The 24,534-nt window shown below is 59.8% G+C and carries 28 protein-coding genes; 13 read left to right on the forward strand and 15 right to left on the reverse strand.

The genetic code is table 11. From position 1 onward, the window contains the following. Positions 1-16: 16 nt before the first annotated feature. From BS626_RS01485 to BS626_RS01510, 6 genes are all read right to left on the reverse strand, one after another. A complete protein-coding gene (locus BS626_RS01485; RefSeq protein WP_371328477.1) occupies positions 17-904 on the reverse strand; it encodes a fimbrial protein in 888 nt (295 codons plus the stop codon). A gap of 25 nt (positions 905-929) precedes the next feature. Next, positions 930-1,436 (reverse strand): fimbrial protein, encoded by a 507-nt coding sequence (locus BS626_RS01490; protein ID WP_075180635.1) that lies wholly within the window; start codon positions 1,434-1,436, stop codon positions 930-932. Positions 1,437-1,446: 10 nt separating this feature from the next. Next, on the reverse strand, positions 1,447-1,974 hold the full coding sequence (locus tag BS626_RS01495; RefSeq protein WP_075180636.1) for a fimbrial protein: 528 nt from the start codon (positions 1,972-1,974) through the stop codon (positions 1,447-1,449). Then, positions 1,958-4,576, reverse strand: a complete 2,619-nt coding sequence (locus BS626_RS01500; RefSeq protein ID WP_075180637.1) for a fimbria/pilus outer membrane usher protein — start codon at positions 4,574-4,576, stop codon at positions 1,958-1,960. Before BS626_RS01500 ends, BS626_RS01495 begins: the two co-directional genes overlap by 17 nt. A 14-nt stretch (positions 4,577-4,590) precedes the next feature. Then, positions 4,591-5,298 carry a fimbria/pilus periplasmic chaperone gene (locus tag BS626_RS01505; protein ID WP_075180638.1) on the reverse strand — a complete coding sequence of 236 codons (708 nt, stop codon included), beginning with the start codon at positions 5,296-5,298 and terminating at the stop codon, positions 4,591-4,593. Positions 5,299-5,517: 219 nt separating this feature from the next. Continuing rightward, a complete protein-coding gene (locus tag BS626_RS01510; protein ID WP_075180639.1) occupies positions 5,518-6,084 on the reverse strand; it encodes a fimbrial protein in 567 nt (188 codons plus the stop codon). A gap of 1,116 nt (positions 6,085-7,200) precedes the next feature. Here BS626_RS01510 and lpxP point away from each other — a divergent pair. Beyond that, positions 7,201-8,124: a kdo(2)-lipid IV(A) palmitoleoyltransferase gene (gene lpxP / locus BS626_RS01515; protein WP_075180640.1), complete on the forward strand. Its 924-nt coding sequence runs from the start codon at positions 7,201-7,203 to the stop codon at positions 8,122-8,124. A gap of 342 nt (positions 8,125-8,466) precedes the next feature. Here lpxP and BS626_RS01520 read toward each other — a convergent pair whose 3' ends face one another. Continuing rightward, complete coding sequence (locus BS626_RS01520; protein WP_075180641.1) at positions 8,467-8,640, reverse strand: GhoT/OrtT family toxin; 174 nt, start codon at positions 8,638-8,640, stop codon at positions 8,467-8,469. Positions 8,641-8,724: 84 nt separating this feature from the next. Further along, positions 8,725-8,964, reverse strand: coding sequence for a DinI-like family protein (locus tag BS626_RS01525; protein ID WP_075180642.1), 240 nt, complete (start codon positions 8,962-8,964; stop codon positions 8,725-8,727). A 194-nt stretch (positions 8,965-9,158) separates the two neighbouring features. Between BS626_RS01525 and BS626_RS01530 the strand changes: the two genes are divergently transcribed. Beyond that, a complete protein-coding gene (locus tag BS626_RS01530; protein ID WP_075180643.1) occupies positions 9,159-9,386 on the forward strand; it encodes a YgdI/YgdR family lipoprotein in 228 nt (75 codons plus the stop codon). Positions 9,387-9,389: 3 nt separating this feature from the next. On the opposite strand, the gene BS626_RS01535 is transcribed toward BS626_RS01530, so the two are convergent. Next, positions 9,390-10,529 carry an iron-containing alcohol dehydrogenase gene (locus tag BS626_RS01535; RefSeq protein ID WP_075180644.1) on the reverse strand — a complete coding sequence of 380 codons (1,140 nt, stop codon included), beginning with the start codon at positions 10,527-10,529 and terminating at the stop codon, positions 9,390-9,392. Between the two features lie 48 nt (positions 10,530-10,577). Beyond that, the gene (locus tag BS626_RS01540) at positions 10,578-11,747 is read right to left on the reverse strand and encodes a benzoate/H(+) symporter BenE family transporter (protein WP_075180645.1); all 1,170 of its coding nucleotides are present in this window, start codon (positions 11,745-11,747) and stop codon (positions 10,578-10,580) included. A gap of 91 nt (positions 11,748-11,838) precedes the next feature. Here BS626_RS01540 and BS626_RS01545 point away from each other — a divergent pair, with 91 nt between their 5' ends. Then, complete coding sequence (locus BS626_RS01545) at positions 11,839-12,381, forward strand: helix-turn-helix domain-containing protein (RefSeq protein WP_075181103.1); 543 nt, start codon at positions 11,839-11,841, stop codon at positions 12,379-12,381. Positions 12,382-12,398: 17 nt separating this feature from the next. Here BS626_RS01545 and BS626_RS01550 read toward each other — a convergent pair whose 3' ends face one another. Further along, the gene (locus BS626_RS01550; protein ID WP_075180646.1) at positions 12,399-12,644 is read right to left on the reverse strand and encodes a hypothetical protein; all 246 of its coding nucleotides are present in this window, start codon (positions 12,642-12,644) and stop codon (positions 12,399-12,401) included. A gap of 127 nt (positions 12,645-12,771) precedes the next feature. Then, positions 12,772-13,533, reverse strand: a complete 762-nt coding sequence (gene ygbI / locus BS626_RS01555; protein ID WP_075180647.1) for a DNA-binding transcriptional repressor YgbI — start codon at positions 13,531-13,533, stop codon at positions 12,772-12,774. Between the two features lie 314 nt (positions 13,534-13,847). Between ygbI and ltnD the strand changes: the two genes are divergently transcribed. The 7 genes from ltnD to cspE all read left to right on the forward strand — a co-directional run bounded on the left by ltnD (position 13,848) and on the right by cspE (position 20,405). Further along, positions 13,848-14,762: an L-threonate dehydrogenase gene (gene ltnD, locus BS626_RS01560; protein WP_075180648.1), complete on the forward strand. Its 915-nt coding sequence runs from the start codon at positions 13,848-13,850 to the stop codon at positions 14,760-14,762. Further along, complete coding sequence (otnK, locus tag BS626_RS01565) at positions 14,759-16,021, forward strand: 3-oxo-tetronate kinase (RefSeq protein WP_075180649.1); 1,263 nt, start codon at positions 14,759-14,761, stop codon at positions 16,019-16,021. Before ltnD ends, otnK begins: the two co-directional genes overlap by 4 nt. Beyond that, positions 16,018-16,641, forward strand: coding sequence for an aldolase (locus BS626_RS01570; RefSeq protein ID WP_075180650.1), 624 nt, complete (start codon positions 16,018-16,020; stop codon positions 16,639-16,641). Before otnK ends, BS626_RS01570 begins: the two co-directional genes overlap by 4 nt. A gap of 9 nt (positions 16,642-16,650) precedes the next feature. Continuing rightward, the gene (locus BS626_RS01575; protein WP_075180651.1) at positions 16,651-17,445 is read left to right on the forward strand and encodes an HPr family phosphocarrier protein; all 795 of its coding nucleotides are present in this window, start codon (positions 16,651-16,653) and stop codon (positions 17,443-17,445) included. Positions 17,446-17,540: 95 nt separating this feature from the next. Next, positions 17,541-18,896, forward strand: a complete 1,356-nt coding sequence (locus BS626_RS01580) for a GntP family transporter (protein ID WP_075180652.1) — start codon at positions 17,541-17,543, stop codon at positions 18,894-18,896. A 599-nt stretch (positions 18,897-19,495) separates the two neighbouring features. Then, a complete protein-coding gene (gene pagP / locus BS626_RS01585; RefSeq protein WP_075180653.1) occupies positions 19,496-20,044 on the forward strand; it encodes a lipid IV(A) palmitoyltransferase PagP in 549 nt (182 codons plus the stop codon). A 151-nt stretch (positions 20,045-20,195) separates the two neighbouring features. Continuing rightward, entirely contained in the window at positions 20,196-20,405 is a 210-nt protein-coding gene (gene cspE, locus BS626_RS01590; RefSeq protein ID WP_139308737.1) for a transcription antiterminator/RNA stability regulator CspE, read from the forward strand. Positions 20,406-20,619: 214 nt separating this feature from the next. On the opposite strand, the gene crcB is transcribed toward cspE, so the two are convergent. Further along, positions 20,620-21,003, reverse strand: coding sequence for a fluoride efflux transporter CrcB (gene crcB, locus BS626_RS01595; RefSeq protein WP_075180655.1), 384 nt, complete (start codon positions 21,001-21,003; stop codon positions 20,620-20,622). Between the two features lie 105 nt (positions 21,004-21,108). Between crcB and BS626_RS01600 the strand changes: the two genes are divergently transcribed. The 3 genes from BS626_RS01600 (at position 21,109) to tatE (ending at position 22,686) form a co-directional block, all read left to right on the forward strand. Next, positions 21,109-21,540, forward strand: coding sequence for a GNAT family N-acetyltransferase (locus BS626_RS01600; RefSeq protein WP_075180656.1), 432 nt, complete (start codon positions 21,109-21,111; stop codon positions 21,538-21,540). After that, positions 21,540-22,355, forward strand: a complete 816-nt coding sequence (locus BS626_RS01605) for a deaminated glutathione amidase (RefSeq protein ID WP_075180657.1) — start codon at positions 21,540-21,542, stop codon at positions 22,353-22,355. Before BS626_RS01600 ends, BS626_RS01605 begins: the two co-directional genes overlap by 1 nt. Positions 22,356-22,482: 127 nt before the next feature. Further along, positions 22,483-22,686 carry a twin-arginine translocase subunit TatE gene (gene tatE, locus BS626_RS01610; protein WP_075180658.1) on the forward strand — a complete coding sequence of 68 codons (204 nt, stop codon included), beginning with the start codon at positions 22,483-22,485 and terminating at the stop codon, positions 22,684-22,686. A gap of 60 nt (positions 22,687-22,746) precedes the next feature. Here tatE and lipA read toward each other — a convergent pair whose 3' ends face one another. Together lipA and lipB are read right to left on the reverse strand one after the other, a co-directional pair. After that, positions 22,747-23,712 (reverse strand): lipoyl synthase, encoded by a 966-nt coding sequence (gene lipA, locus BS626_RS01615; RefSeq protein ID WP_075180659.1) that lies wholly within the window; start codon positions 23,710-23,712, stop codon positions 22,747-22,749. A gap of 159 nt (positions 23,713-23,871) precedes the next feature. Continuing rightward, positions 23,872-24,534 (reverse strand): lipoyl(octanoyl) transferase LipB, encoded by a 663-nt coding sequence (lipB, locus tag BS626_RS01620; RefSeq protein WP_075180660.1) that lies wholly within the window; start codon positions 24,532-24,534, stop codon positions 23,872-23,874.

Genomic DNA, 24,534 nt, shown 5'->3' on the forward strand with positions numbered 1-24,534 from the left:
GCCAGCGCGAACGCCCTCACTGGTAGCTGAAGGTTACATCAATGATCGATTGCACATTGCCGGCGGTGATTTGCCCGCCGGTGGGACCGTAAGTGGCGGTCAGGCCGAGGTTGACCGGTGAGGTGCCAACCTGGCCAAGTGGGACCGGCATCCCGGCGGTTACCGGTGCACCGTTGCGCAGGATCTGTACGCCGACGCCGCCGGCGACCGGGGCGCTGGCCACGTTACTGAAAACCGTCTGACTGGCATCTGCCGTGGTGCCGGTCAGCGTAAATGCCAGCGCCTGCTGGCGCCCGCAGCTCACCGTCAGCGGGACGCTTTTCGACCCGGGATAGTCCGGCAAATTGACCGTCACGTTGCGCGATGAGACATCGCAGCCGCCGGTTGGAATCACCACGTCGTTGTTAGCAATCAGGTTCCAGGTGATAAACTGTTTGGTACCGTTGCGGCTGTCCTCTTTTTCCAACAGCAGCTGGGCAATGGTCGTACCCGCTTTGATGACCACGCCGCTGGCGGAACCGACCGGTGTTAAATAGAGCACTGCCTGCCAGGGTTCAAAGGTCGACCAGGTGTGGTTGACCCACGCGGTAGGGGATTTCAACGGAAAGGGATAGCGGCTGCCGTAATACGTCAGCGATCCGCTAAACGCGGCGAGCTGCCCCTGAAAATCGGAGCCGGTATTGACCCGCACCGGATCGGTATACAGGCTGGGGTAGTCGTTGCGGCACTGAATCGACTTCGACAGATCCACCACCAGGTTTTCATTGGCCCCGACGATAGGGGCTAAATCGATCGGCACGTTCACCGTTCCCGAAGTGCTGATCGATTTGCCCATTGCCTGACAGGTAAAAGCGTGAGTGGGCAGGGCAATCAGGGTTAACAGCAGCAGTGCGCCGCGGCGCAGCAGGGTGATCATCACAAAAAACTCCTTAACTCCAGGTATAGGTAACGTTAATGACGGCCTGAATGCTGCCCTGAGTGGCGCCGCCCTGGGTGCTTACCGCGCGCACACGCAGGGGAAAGCGGGCAGATTGCGCGTCGGCATCCACCGCTACCTGCTGGCTGTCACCGCTATTCAGCCGCTGGCCGGCGCTGTTCTGTAGCTCCAGCTGCAGGTTGCCGGCACTGCCCTGATTGAGATAGTAGCCGTTGGCGTCGGACTCGCCGCTGAAGGTAGCGGTGACGCGCGCGGTGCCCGCCGGACACTGGGTAAGCTGGAGGGCGACCGATTGCCAGGCCGAGGCGGCACCGGCGCTGGCAAAATCCCCGGTGGACAGCGTCCCCAAATCGGCGGTGGCCGCCGGGGTAGCGATGGTGCAGGGGCGGGCGACCACCTGACCGTTAACCGTTAACGTCACGTCACCGGCGTGGGCCAGCGACGCGGTGCCCAGCGCCAACAGCAGCAGGCCGGCGCGGGGAAATACAGAACGTTTCATCCGTTTCTCCTCAGGGGTATTCCAGCGTGAATGCGGCGGTGGCGCTGATTGTCCCGGCGGACACCGGCGCCTGCGTGGCGGTCAACTGGGCATAAAAGGGCAGCACGTTAGTTTGCCCGGGTCGCAGCGGCAGCAGGGCGACCTCTTCTGCGGTCGCATTCAGCGGCAGTGGCGCCTGCTGCGCATCAAGCAGCGCGATTGCCACGCCCTGCGCGGCGCCGCTGACCCTATCCAGCTGCAGTAGCGTCGGTTGCTGACCGTCGCCGGTACCGGTGAAAAAGACCTTGACGCCACGTGCGGCGCTGCCGCAGCGCGAGAGGACAAGATCGAACGGTACCGGCGGCGCGGTGCTACCGGGAGCGGTGAACTGCTTCGCCGCATGGGTGCCCAGGCTGACGGTGATAGCCTTCTGCGCGGTGTCGACTTCACAGGTGTTATCCTGCAGCGTGCCGGTGATGGTCAGCGTGCTGTCGGCGCTGTGCGCCGGACTCAGTAACAGCAGCAGGCTCAGCAGCCAGATATTAGGTGGTTGAGGCATTGGGCTCTCCGCGATAACAGGTGGCGGTGACGGCGTATAAACCATCGGGAAGCTGGGTGCGACCCAGCTGGTAATGGGCGCGACAGCGGGTGCTGGCGTCTTCTCCCCAGTTAGCGACCACATCACCCGCCGCGGGCAGGCCGGTCAGATAGACCTGGCCATTATCGCCGACGATGCCGCCGCCGCCGGCGGCAGTGATGCGCGTGCCGAACGGCAGCGGTTTGCCATCAACGATCAGGGTCATTAGCACTTTTTTACCAACGCGCGGGGTAAACTCCGCGCGGGCGACCGCACCGTGAGTCGGGACTACGCGTACGACCGCGTCCGGCAAATCGACGTCGTTAGCCAGCGTATCGGTATTCAGGGCAATGCGGTTTTCCCGGTATTCGGTGGCGTAGGGCAGCAGCGCGTAACCGCGCCAGTCGGTGGTAACGCCGGTCTGGTTTTCAACCGCGACGTGGTCGGCGCCCGGAGCCTTGACCAGGACCACGGTGCTGTTAGCCGGCTGACCGAAAGTCAGGCCGTTTTCATGGGCGACCACGCTGCCGCTGACGCCGTAGTACAGCTGACGCTGATCCGGGCTCTGACTGTAGCCAAGGCTGGCGTTACCGTAGCCGCCGCGCCAGTTGGTGGAGGCAAGGGTACTGCTGCCCGCCTGCGCGCGGCTGTCGTGGGTATAGCCGGTTTGCAGGCTGTAGGTCAGGTTACGATCGTCCAGCAGTGTGCCGTACAGACCGGCCAGTTGGGTGCTGCGCCCCTGCAGATCGCTGGATGCGCTGTATTTGGCGTTGGCCTGGCGCCAGGCGGAGGTATTGCCCTGCGGTAGCCAGTGGCTGAAGGGAATGTTCAGATTAAACGCCAGCAGCTGGTCGCGGCCGCTAAGCCAGGCGCTTTTATTTAGGCTGTAGCTGACCGACCAGCTGATATCCCGGTTGACCGCGTTGAAACCGGCCAGCAGCAGGCTGTCCGTTTTATCACTCCCCCAGTAGCTTTGCCGGCTCCCGGTGATAAACAGCGAAGCGGCGCTGCCCAACTGCTGATTAAGGCTCAGCTGCAGGCGACCGCGCTTCGATACGCCGGGGTTCCACGTGCCGATGTCGGGCGTGGTAAGCGGCGCGTCCGGTACCATGACGCCGCCGACGCCGTGATGCTCGCGCTGGCGATCCCAGTTAGCTTCGGAAAAGCTGTAGTAGCCGGAGGTGGAGTAGCGATAGCCCGCCAGCTGTACATTGGTGCCGGTGGCGACCAGCGCTTTGCTGTACATAAAACGCAGCGACTGCCCGCTGTGCTGACTGCCGTCACTGAGGGTCGCGTTAGCCTGGGTCACATCGCTGGAGAGCGCTCCCCAGGCGCCGAGGTTTTTTACCACGCCGGCGTTAAACGCGCGATAGTCGCCGGCCAGCTGCGTGCCGCCCAGCAGCGTCCAGCCGCCTGCCAGGCCGTGCATGGCGGTGGTTTGTACAAATGCCGGCGTTCGCTGGTCTTCATTGCCGCTGCGAAAACGGCCGGCGGTCAGCGCGTAGCGCGTATGCCCTTCACGCTGCATCAGCGGTACCGTGGCCCAGGGCTGGGTAAAGGTCTGCCGGCTGCCATCGGCCTCAATGATGCTGACCTGTAAATCGCCGCCGCCGCCGGTGGCGTACAGATCGTCGATTGCAAAGGGGCCCGGTGGCACGGTGCGCTGATAAATTTCATAGCCGTTTTGTCGAACGATAACCTGCGCCGTGCCGCGCGCGATGCCGCGGATCACCGGCGCATAGCCGCGCAGGCTATCCGGCAGCATGCTGTCATCAGAGGCCAGCTGCACGCCGCGAAAATTCATGCCGTCGAAGATATCACCGCTGGAAAAACTGTCGCCCAGGGTCAGGCGGGCGCGCAAAAATTTGATGTCACGCTCCAGCCAGCTATTAATATGCTGCCAGCGCTGAGTGGAGGACGCATTCCCCTGGCCGCGGCTGGTATTCCACACGGAATTATCGCGCAGCCGCCACGGACCGACGTTCAGGCCGCTTTGCAGATTCAGCCAGGCAAAGTGAGTGCGGCTTCCGTCGCCGCTGCGGCCGTCGTTGGCGCTGAAGGCATAGTTCAGCAGGCCCGCGGTGATGCCATCATCCCAGTATTGTGGAGGGATGTCGCCGCGGGCCACGCTGTAGAGCTGCGCCTGTGGAATCGTGAGGTTGAGGCGCTGCTGGCCGACGTCGAATTCTGCTTGCGCCGCCGGCAATAGCTGTGAGAGTACGGTACAGGGGGCCGTTGCGGCAGCCACGGCGTTATCGCGCACGCCCAGCGTCGCCAGATCCTTGCGCGTCAGGCAGGGAGTCAACTGCTGCCGCTGCACGTCCTGGCGGAAGACGATGTCCTGCGCGGTCACAAACTGATCGTTAACGTAGATGTCGACGTGCCAGGTACCTGGCGGTACTTCCAGCCCCTGCTCATACATCCCCAGATCGGCCACGGCGGCCGGATCGTCGGCTAAAAAGCGCGGATTAAACCAGAGTTCGCTCGCCGGTGCAGCGGTAACCGCGCTGCCGAACAGCACGGACGCCAGACCTACCGCCCGGCGGACGCCGCGACGACGCGTGCAGTCCGATAATACGGCCATGATGACGCTTCCTTTCAGTTTGGCTGATACGTGGCCGACATGACGGGCGTCAGCGCACCGTAATCGTTGATGGTGCGGTAGGTCACCGGGCCGGTTGCTCCTGCCGGCACGGCAACGCTGACGCTGGCCATCGGCGGTACCAGGGCGTTGGGCAGCAGGGTGTTGCCGGCTTTCAGTTCGTTAATGGTCAGGTAATAGGGGGTCGGATTATGCAGCGTCAGCGTCGTCCCGCTGCGGTGAAAACGCAGCTGTTCCGGCGCGCGATCGACGGCAGGTTTTAAGCCGGCGGGGCGGTACAGTAGCTTGATACGGTTAACGATCGCGAACTGCAGCGTATTGGCAGACTGATTGGCTTTTTCCATTGCCGGAATCGCTTTGACATTAATCCAGAACAGGCTTTCACGATCCTGCGGCAAAGCCTGCTGGCTGGCATCAATAATGCGCAGGGTGCTCTCTTTTTTGCCTTTCATCAAAAACAGCGGTGGGGTGATCACGAAGCGCGGATCTTTTTCACCGGTGGCGTTCTCCACCCACGACTGGATCAGAAAATGACTGCCCTCGTCGCTGTTCATCACCGACAGCTGTACCTGCTTACTGGAGGCCGGATATATCACCCGAGTGGCGCCTAGCGCAATGCCCGCCTCGGCGCGCAGCAGCGGTGTCAGGGTCAGGGTAAGAAACAGCAACAACAGGCTAAAAGGGTGACGAATGAGTGTGTTCATCGTTGGGTTTCCTTCAATAAGCCGCGGGAGACGCATGGGGTAAATCGTGCTGTCCCGAGACGACGCGAATTGGCGAGTCCGGGCCCGGCGGCGGCGCAATGACCGCTGCCCGCGCGGCGCGGCCGTCGGCGACTTCAGGGGGCGGGGCGTCTCCCGCGGGAATAAGCGGCGGCTGCCGGGCAAAGGGGCAGCCGCCAGACTCAGCGTATCCGCCGGGTATTAGTCGTACTGCACGCTAAACGTGGCATCCGCATTGGCTGTACCCGCCGTCGCCTGCCCCAGTGCGTAGTAGCGCGCCTGGAAAGGAATGACGTTGGTGCCCTCCAGCAGCGTCGTTTTCGCGCTGGCGGTGCTGCCATCCAGCGCGACCGGCGCGCCGGTGCGGTCCAGGATCTGGATACCGACATTGGTGGCAGGGCTTGGCACGCCATTTTGCAGAGAGAGGATATTGGCATTATTGGGCACCGAGACGCCGCTGAAGATGATTGAAACGGTAGGCGCGGTTGTCGGATTATCACCGCCGGACGCACTGGTACCGCAATCTTTCAGCACGATATTGAATCCCTTGGCGCCGCTAACCTGGCTTTCGGCCGACAGATCGTTGGTGCGTACCTGACCCATCTGCACGGTCTGGTCAACGGAATCGGCATCTACCGCGCAGGTGCCATTCACAATCTCACCCTCAAATTTGACCGAGCCGCCGGGAGTGACAATGGCGGCCGAGCTGGCGGCGGTAAACAAGCACAGCGCGCCGGCGGTCAGCAGGGATAACGTGGGTTTCTGCATAAAATTCTCCTTGGTTTCATTATGTGTTCGGACCGGATAGCGCCGATCACTTTTCCTTGAACGCCGGTGACGGAAGGGCCGTCACAACAAGCGCACTACAAACACGTCAAATTAACTACTCAGGGGGTGGGTCTTATTGGTGGGATTTATCCTAGAGTAAAATCTCGCTCATGGTATTAATAAAAGATGGTTGTATAGAATTTATTTAAAATAGCGATTTTTAGTTTTAAGTTGCCTATTAATATGCGTGCTAAGCAATGTTCCGTAGCCGGGGCGAATAACACATGGTCGTGAGGGCGTCAGTAACGTAGGTGGGGACGCCGGCGTGTGCGCTGCCGCCCGCGGCGGCGATCGCGCCGTCGGTATCAGGGGCTAACGGGGTGTGTGAACCGGCTAGCGAGGGGCACCTGACGATCGGAAGAACTCAGATTATTCTTCTGGCTGCGCCAACGATGTCGTCGTAAAGTGAGTCTTTCGCCAGCGAAAGAGAACGTAAAGGCGGCATTTACAAAATTACCCTTTCTTTTTTTTCTAATTGGGTGCAACGTAGTTAATGATTCATCCTGCTGTTACCTCGCTGGTCCCTCTGCACGTCAACCTGAGAGCGTCTCGATTGCTGAGTCAAATCCCTAATCTCACCCGTTCGGCCAGAGCGCACCATTGATCCTTAATTATGCCGAAACGATGAAAATAACAACAGGTTTAAGGTCTGATGTAATGATGATGTTTCAATTTAAATGTCCCGAATGTCAGGGATGCCAATACCGCCAGTCGCTCTTCGATATTCGTCAAGCGAATCCGTATGGCGCGGTGTGTATTTTTTGTAAGTCCAGTATGTTACTGATTAAAAAAGAAGAGATGCAGATCACCGCCGCTAATGCGCTGTCCTGATATTGCCGTATATGATCATTTCGTGATGGCGGTACATTTATCGCGAGAAAAACCAGGGTTTATCCCGCTGCGATGCATACCGGACGCGATCGCCAGAGGATGAAATATTAATTTGTTACAACTCAGACTGCACTAAATACCCCTATCCGTAGTCTGACTGTAAACCGTGTCGCGCTTATTGATAGTTTTCTTTAATGCGATACCTCATTGCATTAAAGGTGAAGTATGCAGCAACCACAACGTTTGGAAAAAAAATATTTGCACCCGCGCTACTGGCTGACCTGGTTTGGTCTGTTCGTACTCTGGGCGCTGGTGCAATTACCCTATCCGCTGCTGACCCGCATCGGGTCCACTGCCGGCAGCCTGTCGCGAAAAGTGCTGAAGCGTCGCGAGCGCATTGCCCGTAAAAATATTGATCTCTGCTTTCCCGGGCTAAGCGAGAATGAAAAAGAGAAGCTGATAGCACAGAATTTTGTATCGCTGGGCATGGCGCTGATTGAAACCGGCATGGCCTGGTTCTGGTCAGATAACCGTGTCCGCCGCTGGTTTGATGTGGATGGCCTCGATAATCTGCAGCGTGCGCAGCAGAACAACCGCGGTGTGATGGTCGTGGGCATCCACTTTATGTCACTGGAGCTGGGTGGCCGGGTCATGGGCCTGTGTAAACCGATGATGGCGACCTACCGCCCGCACAATAATCCGCTGATGGAGTGGGTGCAGACGCGCGGTCGGATGCGTTCCAATAAGGCGATGATCGATCGCCGTAATCTGCGTGGCATGGTGGGCGCGCTGAAAAAGGGCGAGGCGGTCTGGTTTGCACCGGATCAGGATTATGGCCCGAAAGGCAGTACCTTCGCGCCTTTTTTCGCCGTGGATAACGTGGCGACCACGAATGGGACTTACGTCTTATCGCGACTGTCCGACGCGGCTATTCTGACCATCACCATGATCCGTAAAGCCAATAATCGCGGCTATCGCCTGATCATCGAACCTGAGCTGCAGGGTTATCCGGCGGATGATGAAGCCGCGGCGGCGCGCTTTATCAACAAAGTGATTGAAAAAGAGATCCTGCGCGCGCCGGAACAGTACCTCTGGATCCACCGTCGCTTCAAGACGCGTCCGGTGGGGGAGGCCTCACTGTATATGTGAGACTGCGTCAGTATCGCCAGACCGATCGCGCGCCGGATTATTCGGCGCGTTTTTTGTTCAGTGTAAGGACGGCGCGGGAAAGTGTCCGCAGTCGCTTTCGCTGGGTGCGGATTCATTTTGACAGCTCTGCTGGCGCGATTGCTCTGCCGGCGCAGCGGGCTCCGGGCCAAATACCGCGGTGCAGCCGGAAAGGGTGAAGGAGACCAACAGAATATGGATGATGCGCATAGACACTCCCTGTGATGATAAACCGTTTGTCACGCGAAACCGGGGAAGCAGGCATCCTCGCGACACCCCCCTGGCGCAGGGTTATAGTTTGTCAGGATGTGTCGGTGAGTCAACTCAGAAAAGGGCGAACAGCAGGGCAACCGGAAAACTCATCGGCCAGGTTGCGCCGACCAGTACTGCGCTTAACACCTTGATGCTGATGCGATCTTTGGCGATAAAAAAGGTAATTACGGTGGCCACCAGCGCCACGACGCCGTAGAAAACCAGCATGTGTTGATAAAGAGTCATGAGGGAATACCGCACAAATAGCAAGATTTGTGCGCAATATGCTTTTTTTTGTGATGGAGATCAAGTTACAGTTTTAATCGTCGTTCAGTCGACATCCAGCCACATAGGGGCGTCGTCAAACATCTCTTCCAGCATGCGGTGCAGCTTTTCCCGATCGCCCTTATTGCCATCGGTATTCAGCGCCGGATTGTGCATGGCTTTCACCCGAACCTCGGCCTCGGGATAGAGGCGCTGCACCCGCCGTGTTAACTCGGCCAGCAGTTTTTCATTCGCTCCCGGTAAACCGGTGAAATTACGCTTATCGTAAACCAGCTCAACAAACATCAGACTATCCGTTCTTGTTACTGTATGAATAACCAGTTTATCAGGATCCCCGCCGAGGGGAAACCGACAAAAAGAGCGAAATCTACCGCTAACCTCTTATCGCCATTCGTCTGGATGGAAAATCGGCGTATCCTGTGAGCGCCGCCGCCGCATGGCGCGGCGCGACATTCATCGTAAAACACAGAGGAATAATCATGAAGGAGTCATTACGCCCGGGGCTGCTGATGCTGGTGGCGCTGATGCTGGCCGGCTGCGCGTCGCAGCCGTGGATGATGCAAATGAAAAACGGTCAGACGGTGGTGGTCGATGGAAAACCGCAGCTGGATCAAGCCAGCGGAATGATGATGTATACCGATGAGCGCGGCATCCGTCAGGCTGTTAATTCCCATGATGTGGTGACCCTGAGGCCGGTAGAGAAGTAAGGCTCAGGCTGCCGGCCAGGCCGCGCGGAGCAGGGCATAGCACTGCTCGCGGTCCCAAACCACCCAGCTATTTTTACTGTTGGCACGCGCCAGGATCCAGTCGCACTCCTCCTCGCTTAATGTCGGCGGGGAGGCCCAGAACGGATGGCAAGCCTGCTGCTGTAGCCAGTCGCGAAGGTGGCGTGCCGGCGCGGTATGCTGCAGCGGAAACAGCGCCTCTCCCAGCTCGATCACGCGCGCCTGATGCTGTGGATGCTCGCTGTCATTCAACAGCGACAAAAAGGGCAGCAGCAGCCTTCCGCACACTTCACCATGATGCCAGGTTTTTATCGCGCCAATCTCACCGGCCAGCCCGTGAATGACGCCCAGTCCGGCGCTGCTTAGCGCCTGTCCGCCCAGCCAGGAGGCCAGCAGCATTGCCTCGCGCGCTTCATCGCCGGCGGCATCCTGCTGTGCCAGCGCCGGCCAGGCGCGCATAAACAGACGCATCCCCTGCAGGGCACTCTCCCGGGTCAGCCGCGTGGCTGTCCGCGAGAGCCAGGCTTCCAGCAGATGGGTAAAGGCATCTATACCACAGTGCGCCAGTATCGGCGCCGGCGCGCTATCCAGCAGGCTGGCATCGAGGAACGCCATCGCCGGCACCATGTTCTCATGCCGCAGTGATGCCTTGACCTGCCGCTGCGCCTGGTCGGTGATCACCGCATTTTGCGTGGCTTCGCTGCCGGTTCCTGCGGTAGTCGGAACGGCAATCACCGGCAGGGTGCTGCCGTTGAGGCGCGTATCACCGATTTTTTCCAGGTAGCGAAAGCAGGGTAAAGGCTGTTCGCACAGCGCGGCCACGGCCTTCGCCGCATCGAGCACGCTGCCGCCACCGATGGCGACAATGCGCCGCGCCTGGCCGCGCCAGCGGCTGACCCAGGCGTCAATCTCCTGCGGTGACGCTTCGTGGGTGACCACCTCCCGGCCAATTAACAGCGGGGACAGGGCCTCGTCCAGCGTCGCCCAGTGCGGTCCGCGCTGCAGAGAGGGGTTACAAAATAGCAGCGTCGGGAGGGGATCCGCGCCGAGCAGCGCCGGCAATTGCTGGAGGCTACCGCGGCCAAAATGAAGCTGACGATTGGCGATTAACAGACTGGTGGACATGCTTTTCTCTCCGCGGACGTAGTCGGGTAGGCATCAGATCTAGCACAGTTAGCGTGGCCGGAGCCAGCGCAGACAGCACACGCCGGCCAGCAGTCCCCAGCAGGCGGCACTTATACCCCACAGCGTGACGCCAGAGGCGGTGATCAGAAAGGCGATCAGCGCCGCCTCGCGCTGCGCATCCGGCTGCAGCGCGCGCAGCAGGCTGCCGCCGAGGGTACTGAGCAGCGCCAGTCCGGCCAGCGTATTTATCAGCGTGGGAGATAACTGGACCATCACCACCGCCAGCCAACCGCCCAGCGTGCCGGCCAGCAGGTAAAAACCGCCGGCTGCTATCGCTGCCAGCCAGCGGCGATGGGGATCCGGATGAACGTCGGGTCCCATGCAGAGGGCGGCACTGATCGCCGCAATGCAGATGGAAAAGCCCCCCAGCGGCGCCAGCAGCAGTGAGGTCAGGGCGGTCCAGCCCAGCAGTGGGGAGGGCGGCGCCGGATAATTAAAGGCCTGCAGCGTGGCGATGCCGGGGGCGTTCTGCGACGCCATGGTCACCAGAAACCACGGCAGGCCCACGCCGATCAGCAGCGGCAGTGAGAAGTCCGGCGTCACCCAGTGGGGGATCGCGAGGACCGCGGTGGGCAGGGATGATGGCAGCGTACCCTGACCGGCAGCCACCAGTAGCCCCGCGATCAGCGTCAGCACAATAGCGAACCGCGAAAGCAGCCGGCGCGCCAGCAAATAGGCCGCACACATGCTGCCGCAGAGCAGCGGATCGACCGCCAGTCCCTGAAACGTCGACAGACCGAAGCGCAGTAAGATCCCGGCCAGCATGGCATTGGCCAGCGCCAGTGGGATGGTGTTCATCAGGCGCGTAAATAACCCGGTGAGGGCGCACAGCAGCGTTAGTGCAGAAGCAAACATAAATATGCCAACCGCCTGTGCCAGCGTCGCGCCGTGCAGACTGGTTACCAGCAGGGCGGCGCCGGGGGTGGACCACGCGGTGAGGATCGGCATTTTATAGCGTAGCGTCAGCGCGAGGGTGGTTAACCCCATTGCGATGCCGAGGGTCGACAGCCACTCTCCCAGCTGGTGTGGGGTGGCGCCCGCGGCTTTCAGCGCCTGAAAAACGATCGCCGCTGAGCTGGCGTAGCTGACCAGCACGGCCACCAGCCCGGCGGACAGCAGCGGCAGCAGGTGGGTGAGTCGACGGAGAGAATCAGGCATGGCGGCGTCCGGCTGTGCGTTATAACGCACAAGACTGGCACAGTACACGGCGACGGACAAGTGATAAACTGCGGGGATGCGAGAAGATAAGATGAATGCAGTCAGCGCCCGGGTGGCGGCAACCCTGAAACAGCTGCGCGGCGAACGCCGCTGGAGCCTCGGCGATACGGCGCAGTTTACCGGGGTCAGCAAAGCGATGCTCGGCCAGATCGAGCGCGGAGAGTCCAGCCCAACGGTGGCTACCCTGTGGAAAATTGCTACCGGCTTTGGCGTACCTTTTAGCCAGTTTATTCGCCTGGACGTCGGGCCACCGCAGGCGCTACCCGCCGCGCCGCAGGCGATGCGCGTGACGCCGGTTTTTCCGTGGGACGCGACGCTGGGGTTTGAGATGCTGCGTCTCTGGCTGCCGCCCGGCGCGCGTAGCGAATCCGCGCCGCATGCGGTGGGAACCGTCGAACATGTGCTGGTTGAAAGCGGGACGCTGTGGTTGACGATAGACGGCACGCTCCGGGTGCTGGCGGCGGGGGAAGGGGAGCGTTTCGCGGCGGACGTGGCGCACGGCTATGAAAATCGCGGCGCCGTCCCGCTAAAGTTCCACAATATCATTCACTACCCGCGCGGTGGGCGAGCCTGACCCGCCCACGCCGTAAATCAGTGTGACTGGGTGAATCCGGCCTTGTGCAAGACGCGACGGAAATCGTCCGTCAGATGATGATTGCCACCGGTGACCGGATAGATAACCTTATTCAGTACATCGTTCAGGTGATGTTCCCGGAAACGCTGTACGCTAATGGCCGTGCCGCTTTCGCCGTTAATGGCGATGCTCCCTTCTATCACGCCGTTGCTGACGCGTGCCTTAAGACAGTAGCGCCCAATGCAGGTATTGATGGTGCTCATGTCGATCTCCTTCTTGTGGGTGGAAAAGGATAACAAGCACCCAAAAGTATAGAGTCGACCTCGATTTTCGTCGCGATCTTGACGTTTATTTAAGCAACGGTGTGACTCCGCCCACCCGCGGCAGCGGCTACTGTGCCAGTATTGTCTCGCCGGAGCGCTGTTTCAGCTCCTGCTGGGCGGCGGCAGAGAGACCCGCGTCGCTGATCAGCTGATCAAACTGGTCCAGTTCCAGCGCCAGCCAGGTGGCGACTTTGTTGTATTTTGAACTGTCCGCCAGCAGCACCCGCTTGCTGCTGGCGGCGGCGGCGGCGCGTTTTACCACCACCTTTTCTTCATCCGGAGTAAATATCCCGCGGGCTCCCCAGCAGGACGCAGAGATAAACGCGATATCAATCGCCAGATTGCGCAGCGCCAGTGCGGCGGCCTCGCCGGTGCAGGAGCGGTTCTCCCGACACAGGTTCCCGCCGGTGTGAATCATGCGACAGGCGGAGGATTCAATTAAAAATCCGGCTATCACAAAATCATTGGTTACCAGCGTCAAATCATCGCGTCCGGCCAGCTCGCGCGCCAGCGCCAGCGTTGTGGTGCCGGCATCAAGGTAGATGCAGCTGTGGCGCGGTATGATCGCCGCCGCGGCGCGGCCAATTGCCTGCTTTTCCGCGCTGGACAGGCGGGTTTTATCCAGGTGAGAGGGTTCGCTGGCCAGCCGTTCGGGCGAGCGTACGCCGCCGGACACCAGCAGTACCGCCCCCTGTTCTTCCAGTTTTTGTAGATCGCGCCGGATGGTCATATGCGATACGCGGAGCCGATCCGTCAGTTCTGCAATGCTCACCACGCCGCGCTGGGCGACGAGGGCGAGGATCTGTTGATGCCGTTCAACGGGGATCATACCGTCTCCTGTGTGACTGTGAACTGTGGGCAGTAAATGCGGTGTAGTATATCGCTGCTGCTGCAGTAACTTCGCAAATTTTCACGTTTAAACGGCATGCCTCACAAAAAAAACCGCTAATGCGGCACGATACGATGACGTTTAACCTTCTGTTTTAACGATAATAATTAACCGTTTCCTTATCATCTGTTAAATCATGTGAAAACTACCTACGCCTGTTAATTATTGTGAGGCTGGTCGCACAAACTTGCCGCAATCGGCGCTATACTTCACATAAGAAAACAATTAATCACCAATATTAACATGGAGTCAACATGTCACTCACTACACCTTTGGCCGTTTGCGTTGTGGGGTTAGGTTCCATGGGCATGGGAGCCGCCCAATCGTGCGTGCGCGCCGGGTTAGCCACTTGGGGCGTCGATCTCAACCCTCAGGCGCGGGAAACGCTGCTGGCCGCCGGTGCGCGCGGCGCCGCCGCCAGCGCGGAACACTTTGCGGATCGGCTGGATGCCGTGCTGCTGCTGGTGGTGAACGCCCGGCAGGTCAAACAGATCCTGTTTGGCGAACAGGGGCTGGCCGCGCAGCTGAAACCGGGTACGGCGGTCATGGTCTCCTCCACGATTTCCGCCGGGGATGCGCGCGAGATTGCGGATGCTCTGGCCGCGCACGGATTGCTGATGCTGGATGCGCCGGTATCCGGCGGGGCGGCAAAAGCCGCGCTGGGCGAGATGACGGTGATGGCGTCTGGCAGCGATGCGGCCTTTACCGCGCTTGCGCCGGTACTGGATGCGGTAGCCGGCAAGGTGTATCGCATCGGTAGCGAACCCGGGCTCGGATCCACGGTGAAAATCATCCATCAGTTGTTGGCCGGGGTGCATATCGCTGCGGGCGCTGAGGCCATGGCGCTGGCGGCACGGGCGGGGATCCCGCTCGATACCATGTATGACGTGGTGACCCACGCGGCGGGCAATTCGTGGATGTTTGAAAACCGCATGCGCCACGTGGTGGATGGCGACTACAGTCCGAAGTCGGCGGTGAATATTTTTGTGAAGGATCTCGGCCTGGTAGCGGATACCGGGCAGGCGCTACATTTTCCGCTGCCGCTCGCCTCGACGGCGCTGAACATGTTTACTGCCGCCAGCAACGCCGGATTTGGCAAGGAAGATGACAGCGCAGTGATCAAAATCTTTAGCGGTATCACCCTGCCGGGTGAGGAGAAGAAAGCATGAAACGTTTAGGGGTGATCGCAGACGATTTTACCGGCGCGACCGATATCGCCAGTTTTCTGGTGCAGAACGGCCTCTCTACCGTACAGGTTAACGGCGTGCCGGATGCGGCACTCGCCGGTGATGCGCGCGCGATTGTAGTGAGCCTGAAATCCCGCTCCTGCCCGGTTGACCAGGCGGTAGCCCAGTCGCTGGAAGCACTGGCATGGCTACAGCAGCAGGGCTGCGACCGTTTCTACTTTAAATACTGCTCAACGTTTGACAGTACCGCCAGCGGTAACATTGGTCCGGTGACCGATGCGCTGCTGGACGCGCTGGGCGCGCCGATGACCATTCTCTCTCCCGCGCTGCCGGTTAACGGACGCAGCGTGTATCAGGGCTATCTGTTTGTCGGGGAGCAGCTGCTGAGTGAATCGGGTATGCGCCACCATCCGGTGACGCCGATGACCGACAGCTCGCTGATCCGCCTGATGGACGCGCAGGCGCAGGGGCGCTGCGGGCTGGTGAACGCCGCGACGATCGCCGCCGGTGCGCAGGCCACGAGGGAGCGGCTGACGGCGCTGCGCGCCGCCGGGATGCGTTATGCGGTACTGGATGCGGTAAGCGAAGCGGACCTGCTGGTGCAAGGCGAGGCGGTGCAGGATTTGCCGCTGGTGACCGGCGGATCCGGGCTGGCGATTGGCCTTGCGCGGCAGTGGGCGCAGGCCGGCTACGATCGTGAGCGGGCGCAGCAGGCAGGGCGCCCGCAGGGGGATCGCGCGGTGGTGATCGCCGGATCCTGCTCGACGATGACCAATGCGCAGGTGGCACACTATCGTCAGCGCGCGCCGGCGTGTGAAATCGACGTGGCGCGCTGCCTGACGACACTGCCGGCGTACGCCCAAACGCTGTGTGACTGGGTGGAAGCCCAGCGCGGCCCGCTGGCTCCGCTGCTGTACGCGACCGCTGATGCGCAGACGCTGCAGGCGATTCAGCAGCAGTATGGCGCACAGCGCAGCAGTGATGCCGTTGAGCAGCTGTTCGCCGAGGTGGTACGCGAACTGAAAGCGCGCGGCTATCAGCGTTTTATCGTTGCCGGCGGAGAAACCTCCGGTGTGGTAGCGCAAACGTTGGGGATCCATGCGTTTCACATTGGCCCGGTGATTGCTCCCGGCGTGCCCTGGGTCCGCGCAACCGATCAGCCGATTTCGCTGGCGCTGAAATCCGGAAACTTTGGTGATGAACAGTTCTTCTCCCGCGCACAGGAGGCATTTGCGCTATGACTGAACAACAAGCACGTGACGAGATGGTACGCCTGGGCGCCTCCTTTTTTCAGCGCGGTTACGCGACCGGCTCTGCCGGAAATCTCTCGCTGCTGCTGGAGGACGGGACGCTGTTGGCCACGCCAACCGGCTCTTGCCTCGGCGAGCTGCAGGCCGATCGGCTATCCCGCGTTACCCTGCAGGGTGAGTGGCTGAGCGGTGATAAGCCCTCAAAGGAGATCAGCTTTCATCGCGCTATCTATCTGAACAAACCGGCGTGCCGGGCCATCGTGCACCTGCACTCGCTGTACCTTACTGCGCTCTCCTGCCTGCAGGGGCTGGACACGCGTAACTGTATTCGTCCTTTTACCCCCTATGTGGTGATGCGGGTGGGAGACGTGCCGGTGGTGCCCTATTACCGTCCCGGTGACGCGCGGCTGGGTGAGGATCTGGCCCGCCTGGCGCCGGACTATAACGCCTACCTGCTGGCCAATCACGGGCCGGTGGTGACCGGCAGCTCGCTACGTGAGGCCGCTAATAATACCGAAGAGCTGGAAGAGACGGCACGACTGATCTTTACGCTGGGCGATCGCCCGATTCGTTATCTGACCGAAGAAGAGGTGGCGGAGCTACGCCCCTGAGGAGAACCCATGCCTAAGTTTGCCGCCAACCTGTCGACGCTATTTAGCGAGTTGCCGTTCCTTGAGCGCTTTGCCGCCGCCGCCGAGGCGGGCTTTCGCGCCGTGGAGTTTTTGTTTCCCTACGACTATCCACCAGAGGTACTGAAGGCAGAGCTGGATAAGCACGGCCTCGCTCTGGTGCTGTTCAATACCGCCCCCGGCGATACCGCACGGGGAGAGTGGGGGCTGGCGGCGATCCCCGGACGCGAAGCCGAAGCGCGACGCGATATTGACCGTGCCCTGGACTACGCCCTGGCGCTGGATTGTCCGCAGGTGCACGTGATGGCCGGCGTCCTGCCGCCGGGAGCCGACCGCGAACGCGCCTGCGCGACGCTGGTAGAGAACCTGCGCTACGCCGCCGCACGCTTTGCGCCGCACGGGAAGCGGCTACTGCTGGAGGCGCTCAATCCCACCACAAAGCCCAACTATTTGTATGCCAGCCAGTATCAGACGCTGGAGATGGTGCGACGGATTGACCGCGATAATGTCTTTATTCAGCTGGATTTGTTCCACGCGCAGCTGGTCGACGGCAATCTGACTCACCTGATACGTGAGTACGCCGGACAGTATCAGCATGTGCAAATTGCCTCCGCGCCAGACCGCCACGAGCCGGATGACGGCGAAATCGATTACGGCTGGCTGTTTGCGAAACTGGATGAGAGTGGCTACCCGGGATGGGTGGGCTGCGAATATTTTCCCCGCGGTAACACGCTGGCCGGATTAGGCTGGCTGCAGCCCTGGATTACACCAACACCCACACACTAAAAAACGGCGAAAGCCATCCGCAGAGGTGGCTTTCTCACCAGGGGATTTTCATTACGCACCGTCAGTGTGCGATCGTTAAGAAGGCTTACCTCCCTATGTCTACTGCCCTGTTATTGACCATCGCGCTGGTAAGTGTGGTGCTGCTGCTGCTGTTAGTGATTAAAGCCAAAGTCCATCCATTTGTGGCGCTGTTGATTTCCAGCCTGTTCGTTGCCGTCTGCAGCGATATTCCCGCCGATAAAGTGGTCTCAGTGATCACCAGCGGTTTGGGATCGCTGCTGGGCGGCATTACCATTATCGTGACGCTGGGCGCGATGCTCGGCGCGGTCATTGAAAGCTCTGGCGGGGCGGATTCGCTGGCGAAAAAGATTACCGGCCGACTGGGGGTCAAGCGCACGGTGGGCGCCCTGACGCTGGTGGCGTTTATTCTTGGCCTGCCGGTGTTCTTTGATGTCGGCTTTATTATCGTGATTCCGCTGATTTACGGCTTTGCCAAAGTTGCCCGCGTCTCGCCGGTGAAATACGGTTTACCCATGGCCGGCATGATGTTAATGGTGCACGTCGCTATTCCCACCCATCCTGGGCCGGCCGCGGCGGCGAACCTGCTGAATGCGGATATCGGCCTGCTGATGCTCTGGGGGCTCGCGGTTTGCGTACCGACCGGTCTGTTGGGCTATCTGGTGGCCCGACGGCTGAACAGAAAGACCTATCAGCTGTCGGTCGAGGTGCTGGAGCAGCTGCAGCTGGCGAAGCCGGAAGAACAACCGGCGCCGCGCGATGCCGCGCCAGCTCCAGGGGCATTCCTGATCTCCGCGCTGATTGTCTTACCGATTTTATTGATCCTGATGGGCACGCTGGTGACCGATAAAATTCCCGCCGGCAAGCTGCATAACCTGCTGGTGATTATCGGTTCCCCGGCGATTGCCCTGCTGATTTCGCTGGCGCTGGCCTGCTGGCTGCTCGGCCTGCGTCGCGGGTGGACGCGTGACAAGCTGGAAGCGATCACGGGCAATGCCATCCCCAGTGCCGCCGGCGTCATTCTGGTGTCCGGCGCCGGTGGCGCGTTTGGCAAAGTGCTGGTGGAGTCGGGAGTGGGTAAAGCGCTGGCAGAATCGCTGCACGCGCTGCACTTGCCCTTGCTGCCGGCGGCGTTCCTGCTGGCGCTGGCGCTGCGTGCGTCCCAGGGATCGGCAACGGTCGCGATTGTTACCACCTGCGGCCTGCTGGCCACGGCGGCCAGCGGTTTATCCGATACCCAGCTGGTGATGCTGGCGCTGGCGGCCTGTTTTGGCGGCTTCGGGCTCTCTCACGTCAATGACTCCGGTTTCTGGGTGGTCACCCGTTTTCTCGGTCTGTCGGTTGCAGACGGTCTGCGCAGTTGGACCGTGTTGACCACCCTGATGGGCATTATCGGTTTTGCGCTGGTGTGGGGGATAGCGTTAGTGGTGTAGCGCGCGGCACCGCTGATGGCGGCCGATAACTCCCGACGTTGCCCTTCTGGCCCGCATTGGCGGGCTTTTTTTATGGTGACGCGTCTGCCCGGCTTATCTCCGGATCGCTGGCATACTGCGGCGGTCGCCCCGGTGGATGCGGCAGGAGATCGAGGCGGGATAAGGGGTGAGCGCACTCTGCGCAGATCGCGCCATGGGGAGAGCCCGGCGGATTATTATGCGTGGTAAAGCGGACTTTGTGACTGCCGCAGCGGCGACAGCGAATTCTTAACACCATCCTGTAGTCTCCAGTAAACAGTCTTCCTTCTGCGCCGCCATCCTACGGCCTGGTTTGTATCAAAATATGTATTTTTGTCCTGTTAAGGAAAAATTAAGTCGATACGCACTATGATCTAACCGAATGGGCGACTTGAGTAAATAAAAATTTTTACTCGCTGAATCTCAGTTTGCGCCGATCGCGCAATGGGGAACAGGGGGAGACCTGCACGGTTTATCCTGATGTCCATTCTGTATGGCGATGTTAGGGACGTTTGCTCGTGGGGATGCTAACCCCACTGACCAGGAATAGATGTAACATGAAGACACGACACCTTACTTTGATGCTGGTGGCGAGCCTGGCGGCAGGCTCCACCTGCGCCGCTTCTACTCACGACCGCGAGGGTGCCGATCGTGGCTGGTGGCAGACCTTCACCGGCAATGTTAAAGAGACGTGGCAGTCGCCACAACACGGTGATCTCTATATTCCGGCCATCACCTGGCACAACCGGCTGACCTACGATCAGGAGCACATTGATAAGTACAATGAGCGCCCGTGGGGAGCCGGTGCCGGCATGTCGCGTTGGGATGAGAAGGGCAACTGGCATGGCCTGTATGTGATGGCGTTTAAGGACTCCTTTAATAAGTGGGAGCCGATTGGGGGCTACGGGTGGGAAAGTACCTGGCGGCCGCTGCAGGATCAGAATTTTCATCTCGGTCTCGGCTATACGGCGGGGGTGACGATGCGGGATAATTGGAACTATATTCCGATTCCGCTGGTGTTACCGCTGGCCTCGGTGGGATACGGTGACGCGACTTTCCAGATGACCTATATCCCCGGAACCTGGAACAATGGCAATGTCTACTTTGCCTGGTTCCGCTGGCAGTTTTAAGGCGTTGGCGAGGAGTGCCGTGCCGGATGATGACAAAAAATGACGATATTTATCACTTTTTCAGCATCTGGGACTGGACAAACTCGCTGGCAATTGCTGTACTAGATGACGACACAGTTTAGTGTCCATTTTTCATGTAAAGGTAATATTGATGTCCAAGATCAAAGGTAACGTTAAGTGGTTTAATGAATCCAAAGGATTCGGTTTCATTACTCCGGAAGATGGTAGCAAAGACGTATTCGTACACTTCTCTGCCATTCAGAGCAACGGTTTCAAAACCCTGGCCGAAGGTCAGCGCGTTGAGTTTGAAATCACCAATGGCCAGAAAGGCCCGTCTGCTGCTAACGTTATCGCTCTGTAAGTTAACAGTCAGAATTCTTAAAACCCGCCGCGAGGCGGGTTTTTTTTTGCCGGCAGTTCAGTGCTGAAACCAGATTATCAGCCAGGCCAGCGTACCAAGGAGTACCAGCAAACTGGCGGAGAATTCGCTTAATGTACGGGGTAACCACGCTTTCATCATGCTATCCAGTGAAGGGCCATGGAAGCGAGTGTTGCAAAGTTACGTTAAGGAAACATTAAAGCGGTGAGAAATGATTCACCAGCCAAAACGCCAGGGCGGTCATCAGTAGCGATCCCAGCAGGTTCAGTCCAACGTTGAGAAGCGCCCAGGCTACGCGCCCGTCCTGGAGTAGCATGACCACTTCCAGTGAGAAGGTGGAAAAGGTCGTCAGACCGCCGCAGAAGCCAGTGGTCAACAGCAACTTCCACGTCGGATCCCAGTGGCTGAAGCGGCTGAACAGTGCGATGCCAAGGCCAATAATAAATGCGCCGGCCAGGTTAGCGCTGAGCGTTCCCAGCGGAATTGCCTGATGCGCGGGGTTGAGCCGCAGGCTCAGTAGCCAGCGCAGAACGCTGCCGGCACCGCCGCCGATAAATACTGCCAAAAAAGTCGGAAACATTCGTGGTATCTCTGATAAGTATCGCACGGTAAAGGCAGAGGGGATGCATTACACTCTACCTGTTAAGACCCACAGGTTAACCTGATGACGCAGGAGTGAAAAGAGATGATGATTCGGACAGCTCAGGCGAGCGATGCATTTGCCCTCAGCGCGCTGTTAACAGAATTGGGCTATGCCGATACGGCAGGCTTTATTTCCGGGCGGCTGGAAGCACTGATTGCGCATCAGGATGAGGTGCTGCTGATTGCCGAAGCGGGGCATACCGTGCTGGGATTTTTATCGCTGCACTTTATTCCTCAGCTGGCGCTGGCCGGGGATTTTGCGCGGATAAGCTATTTTTGCGTGGCCGACGGCGAGCGCAGCAAGGGGTTGGGACAGCAATTGCTGGAGGAGGCGGAGCGGCGGGCGGGCGAACGCGGCTGCGATCGTCTCGAGGTGCATTGCCATGTCGCTCGCACCAAAGCTAATCAGTTTTATCAGCGGGAAGGCTATGAAGATGCACCGGTCTACCGCACTAAGCGACTGGCGACGGCATAATGAAGGTCGGTCTGGGACAGTTTGCCGTGGCGCGCGACTGGCAGGAGAATGCTGCCACCTGCGCTCAACTGATGCAGCAGGCGGCGCAGGCGCAGGCCGATCTGCTGGTTCTGCCAGAGGCGGTGCTGGCACGGGATAATGCTGACCCCGATTGGGGGGTGAATGCGGCCCAGCCGCTTGACGGTCCTTTTATGCAGCGGCTGCTGGCGCAGAGCCGGGGGCAGGCGCTGACAACGCTGTTCACGCTGCACGTGCCCGACGGGCGCGATCGGGTGTGTAATACCCTGGTGGCGCTGCGGGACGGCGACATTGTCGCCCGCTATGACAAACTGCACCTGTACGATGCCTTTGCCGTGCAGGAGTCACGCCGGGTATCTGCCGGGCAAACGCTGCCGGCGTTGCTGTCAGTCGGGGGGATGAAGGTAGGCCTGATGACCTGCTATGACGTGCGCTTTCCGGAACTGGCCCGTCGGCTGGCGTTAGACGGGGCGGAGGTACTGGTGTTGCCATCAGCCTGGGTCAGGGGTCCCCTCAAGGAGCATCACTGGCAAGTGTTGGTGGCCGCCCGCGCGCTGGAGAACACCTGTTATATGGTGGCGGTAGGAGAGTGCGGCCCGCGCAATATCGGCAGCAGTCGGGTGGTCGATCCGCTCGGGGTGACCATCGCCTGTGCGGCCGAGGCGCCCGCGCTGCTGTTTGCCGAACTGAGTCGTGAGCGGCTGGCCGAGGTGCGCGACCGGTTGCCGGTGCTGGCCAACCGGCGCTTTGCGTTACCGCAGTTGCAAGGCGGTTCGGCGGATTGTCAAGCGCAGTGACGTACTCTGTTACAGACCCGGTTTGCGGTTGACGGCGCGCAGGCGTTTAATAGCGCTATTCGGGCCCGGTGACAGGTCCTTGACGGTCACGACCGCGCGGGCGGTCCACTAAGGCAAAAGGTGAAATATGGAAGGTATCAGTCTGGCGAAACTGCTGATCATCGGCGCGCTGATCGTGTTGCTGTTTGGTACAAATAAACTGCGCAGTTTGGGCGGCGATTTGGGGGCGGCAATCAAAGGCTTTAAGAAGTCAATGCGCGATGATGAGCGCAGTGTGAATAGCGTGGCGATTGACGAGACGCCGGCGGAGCGCCCAACCCACAAAGAGTGATTGGCGACGGCATAAAAAAGGTCGGGACTCTCCCGACCTTTTTTCATCCCGCAAAAAGCATTACTTCACTTCTTCACCTTTAGCCTGCAGATCGGCGTGGTACGATGAGCGAACAAACGGTCCGCAGGCGGCATGGGTGAAGCCCATCGCCAGCGCTTCTTCTTTCATCTCTTCGAATTCGGCCGGGCTGACGTAGCGCTGTACCGGCAGGTGATGGCGGCTCGGCTGCAAATACTGTCCCAGCGTCAGCATGGTGACGCCGTGACGGCGCAAATCACGCATGACTTCAACGATCTCGGCGTTCGTTTCCCCCAGTCCCACCATCAGGCCTGATTTGGTGGGAATGTCCGGATGTGCCGCTTTAAAGCGCTCCAGCAGGGTCAGCGACCATTCATAGTTGGCCCCCGGGCGCACCTGGCGATACAGGCGCGGCACGTTCTCAAGATTGTGGTTAAACACGTCCGGCGGCGTCGCGGTGAGGATCTCCAGCGCGCGATCCATGCGGCCGCGGAAGTCGGGCACCAGAGTTTCAATCTTGATGGTCGGGTTCTTTTCACGGATGGCGCGAATGGAGTCGGCAAAGTGCTGTGCCCCGCCGTCGCGCAGGTCGTCGCGGTCTACCGAGGTAACCACCACGTAGCGCAGGCCCATGTCGGCAATGGTTTGCGCCAGTTTAGCCGGCTCATTGGCATCGGGAGCCACCGGCCGACCGTGGGCAACGTCGCAGAACGGGCAGCGTCGGGTGCAAATCGCGCCGAGGATCATAAAGGTGGCGGTACCGTGGTTAAAGCATTCGGCGAGGTTAGGGCAGGACGCTTCCTCACAGACGGAGTGCAGGCCGTTTTTCCGCATGGCGGCCTTGATGCCCTGGATACGGCTGGAGTCAGCGGGGAGTTTGATTTTCATCCACTCCGGCTTTTTCAACCGCTCTGGCTGTTCGCTTACCACGGTTTTCACCGGGATCAGGGCCATTTTGTCTGCGTCGCGGTATTTTACGCCGCGTTCCATCTGAATTGGTTTACTCATAATCTTGCGGGTTCCACGTGGTAGCGATGGCAACTCAACGACTAATTTTGATTTTCAACTTTTTTTGAGAAAAGCGGCCGAAGTATACCATCTCGCCCGATGGCACGCAGCACGCTGCGGCGCAAAGGTAACGGAAATGTTGTAAAGTCGCACGCACGGTTAAGCTTTCGACAGCATCAGCGCATCGCCCCACTGCCACGCCGGAATAGCCAGTAAGCGAGTAAAGTGGGCAATTAACGCCGGCTGGACGTCAATGAGAGAAATGCCCGGCTGCCAGTGGCTCAGCTGGGTCATCGTCATCCCGGCATAGCCGCAGGGATTGATGCGCCGGAACGGTGATAAATCCATATTAACGTTCAGCGCCAGGCCGTGAAACGAGCGGCCCTGACGAATACGCAGGCCCAGCGAGCAAATTTTTTGCTGCGCGACGTAGACCCCGGGGGCATCCGGGCGGGCCTGCGCCGGGATTTGATAGTCGGCGAGGGTGGCGATCACCGTCTGTTCCAGGGCGCTGACCAGCTGGCGTACGCCGATTTTACGGCGTTTGATGTCGATCAGCACATACATCACCTGCTGGCCGGGGCCGTGGTAGGTGACCTGACCGCCGCGATCGCTTTGCACCACCGGAATGTCACCGGTCATCAGCAGGTGTTCGGCTTTACCCGCCTGTCCCTGAGTGAATACCGGTGGGTGTTCGACCAGCCAGATCTCATCCGGGGTATCGGCCTCGCGGGCGTCGGTAAACTGATGCATGGCCATTGAGACCGGCGACCAGGGCTGCAGGCCGAGCTGGCGTACGATAAGGGGAGCAACTGGGGTCAT

The sequence above is a fragment of the Pantoea sp. 1.19 genome, assembly GCF_001922585.1.
Classification (GTDB): Bacteria; Pseudomonadota; Gammaproteobacteria; order Enterobacterales; family Enterobacteriaceae; genus 1-19.

What these genes read in the sequence shown, in the direction of transcription:
- BS626_RS01580 (WP_075180652.1), top strand. Translation starts at nt 17,541, where the DNA reads ATGTCTACTGCCCTGTTATTGACCATCGCGCTGGTAAGTGTGGTGCTG.
- BS626_RS01530 (WP_075180643.1), top strand. Translation starts at nt 9,159, where the DNA reads ATGAAGGAGTCATTACGCCCGGGGCTGCTGATGCTGGTGGCGCTGATG.
- cspE (WP_139308737.1), top strand. Translation starts at nt 20,196, where the DNA reads ATGTCCAAGATCAAAGGTAACGTTAAGTGGTTTAATGAATCCAAAGGA.
- BS626_RS01545 (WP_075181103.1), top strand. Translation starts at nt 11,839, where the DNA reads ATGAATGCAGTCAGCGCCCGGGTGGCGGCAACCCTGAAACAGCTGCGC.
- ygbI (WP_075180647.1), bottom strand. Translation starts at nt 13,533, where the DNA reads ATGATCCCCGTTGAACGGCATCAACAGATCCTCGCCCTCGTCGCCCAG.
- BS626_RS01520 (WP_075180641.1), bottom strand. Translation starts at nt 8,640, where the DNA reads ATGACTCTTTATCAACACATGCTGGTTTTCTACGGCGTCGTGGCGCTG.
- BS626_RS01535 (WP_075180644.1), bottom strand. Translation starts at nt 10,529, where the DNA reads ATGTCCACCAGTCTGTTAATCGCCAATCGTCAGCTTCATTTTGGCCGC.
- crcB (WP_075180655.1), bottom strand. Translation starts at nt 21,003, where the DNA reads ATGTTTCCGACTTTTTTGGCAGTATTTATCGGCGGCGGTGCCGGCAGC.
- BS626_RS01575 (WP_075180651.1), top strand. Translation starts at nt 16,651, where the DNA reads ATGCCTAAGTTTGCCGCCAACCTGTCGACGCTATTTAGCGAGTTGCCG.
- BS626_RS01495 (WP_075180636.1), bottom strand. Translation starts at nt 1,974, where the DNA reads ATGCCTCAACCACCTAATATCTGGCTGCTGAGCCTGCTGCTGTTACTG.
- otnK (WP_075180649.1), top strand. Translation starts at nt 14,759, where the DNA reads ATGAAACGTTTAGGGGTGATCGCAGACGATTTTACCGGCGCGACCGAT.
- lipA (WP_075180659.1), bottom strand. Translation starts at nt 23,712, where the DNA reads ATGAGTAAACCAATTCAGATGGAACGCGGCGTAAAATACCGCGACGCA.
- BS626_RS01505 (WP_075180638.1), bottom strand. Translation starts at nt 5,298, where the DNA reads ATGAACACACTCATTCGTCACCCTTTTAGCCTGTTGTTGCTGTTTCTT.
- BS626_RS01570 (WP_075180650.1), top strand. Translation starts at nt 16,018, where the DNA reads ATGACTGAACAACAAGCACGTGACGAGATGGTACGCCTGGGCGCCTCC.
- pagP (WP_075180653.1), top strand. Translation starts at nt 19,496, where the DNA reads ATGCTGGTGGCGAGCCTGGCGGCAGGCTCCACCTGCGCCGCTTCTACT.
- BS626_RS01500 (WP_075180637.1), bottom strand. Translation starts at nt 4,576, where the DNA reads ATGGCCGTATTATCGGACTGCACGCGTCGTCGCGGCGTCCGCCGGGCG.
- BS626_RS01550 (WP_075180646.1), bottom strand. Translation starts at nt 12,644, where the DNA reads ATGAGCACCATCAATACCTGCATTGGGCGCTACTGTCTTAAGGCACGC.
- BS626_RS01490 (WP_075180635.1), bottom strand. Translation starts at nt 1,436, where the DNA reads ATGAAACGTTCTGTATTTCCCCGCGCCGGCCTGCTGCTGTTGGCGCTG.
- lipB (WP_075180660.1), bottom strand. Translation starts at nt 24,534, where the DNA reads ATGACCCCAGTTGCTCCCCTTATCGTACGCCAGCTCGGCCTGCAGCCC.
- ltnD (WP_075180648.1), top strand. Translation starts at nt 13,848, where the DNA reads ATGTCACTCACTACACCTTTGGCCGTTTGCGTTGTGGGGTTAGGTTCC.
- BS626_RS01510 (WP_075180639.1), bottom strand. Translation starts at nt 6,084, where the DNA reads ATGCAGAAACCCACGTTATCCCTGCTGACCGCCGGCGCGCTGTGCTTG.
- tatE (WP_075180658.1), top strand. Translation starts at nt 22,483, where the DNA reads ATGGAAGGTATCAGTCTGGCGAAACTGCTGATCATCGGCGCGCTGATC.
- lpxP (WP_075180640.1), top strand. Translation starts at nt 7,201, where the DNA reads ATGCAGCAACCACAACGTTTGGAAAAAAAATATTTGCACCCGCGCTAC.
- BS626_RS01525 (WP_075180642.1), bottom strand. Translation starts at nt 8,964, where the DNA reads ATGTTTGTTGAGCTGGTTTACGATAAGCGTAATTTCACCGGTTTACCG.
- BS626_RS01540 (WP_075180645.1), bottom strand. Translation starts at nt 11,747, where the DNA reads ATGCCTGATTCTCTCCGTCGACTCACCCACCTGCTGCCGCTGCTGTCC.
- BS626_RS01600 (WP_075180656.1), top strand. Translation starts at nt 21,109, where the DNA reads ATGATGATTCGGACAGCTCAGGCGAGCGATGCATTTGCCCTCAGCGCG.
- BS626_RS01605 (WP_075180657.1), top strand. Translation starts at nt 21,540, where the DNA reads ATGAAGGTCGGTCTGGGACAGTTTGCCGTGGCGCGCGACTGGCAGGAG.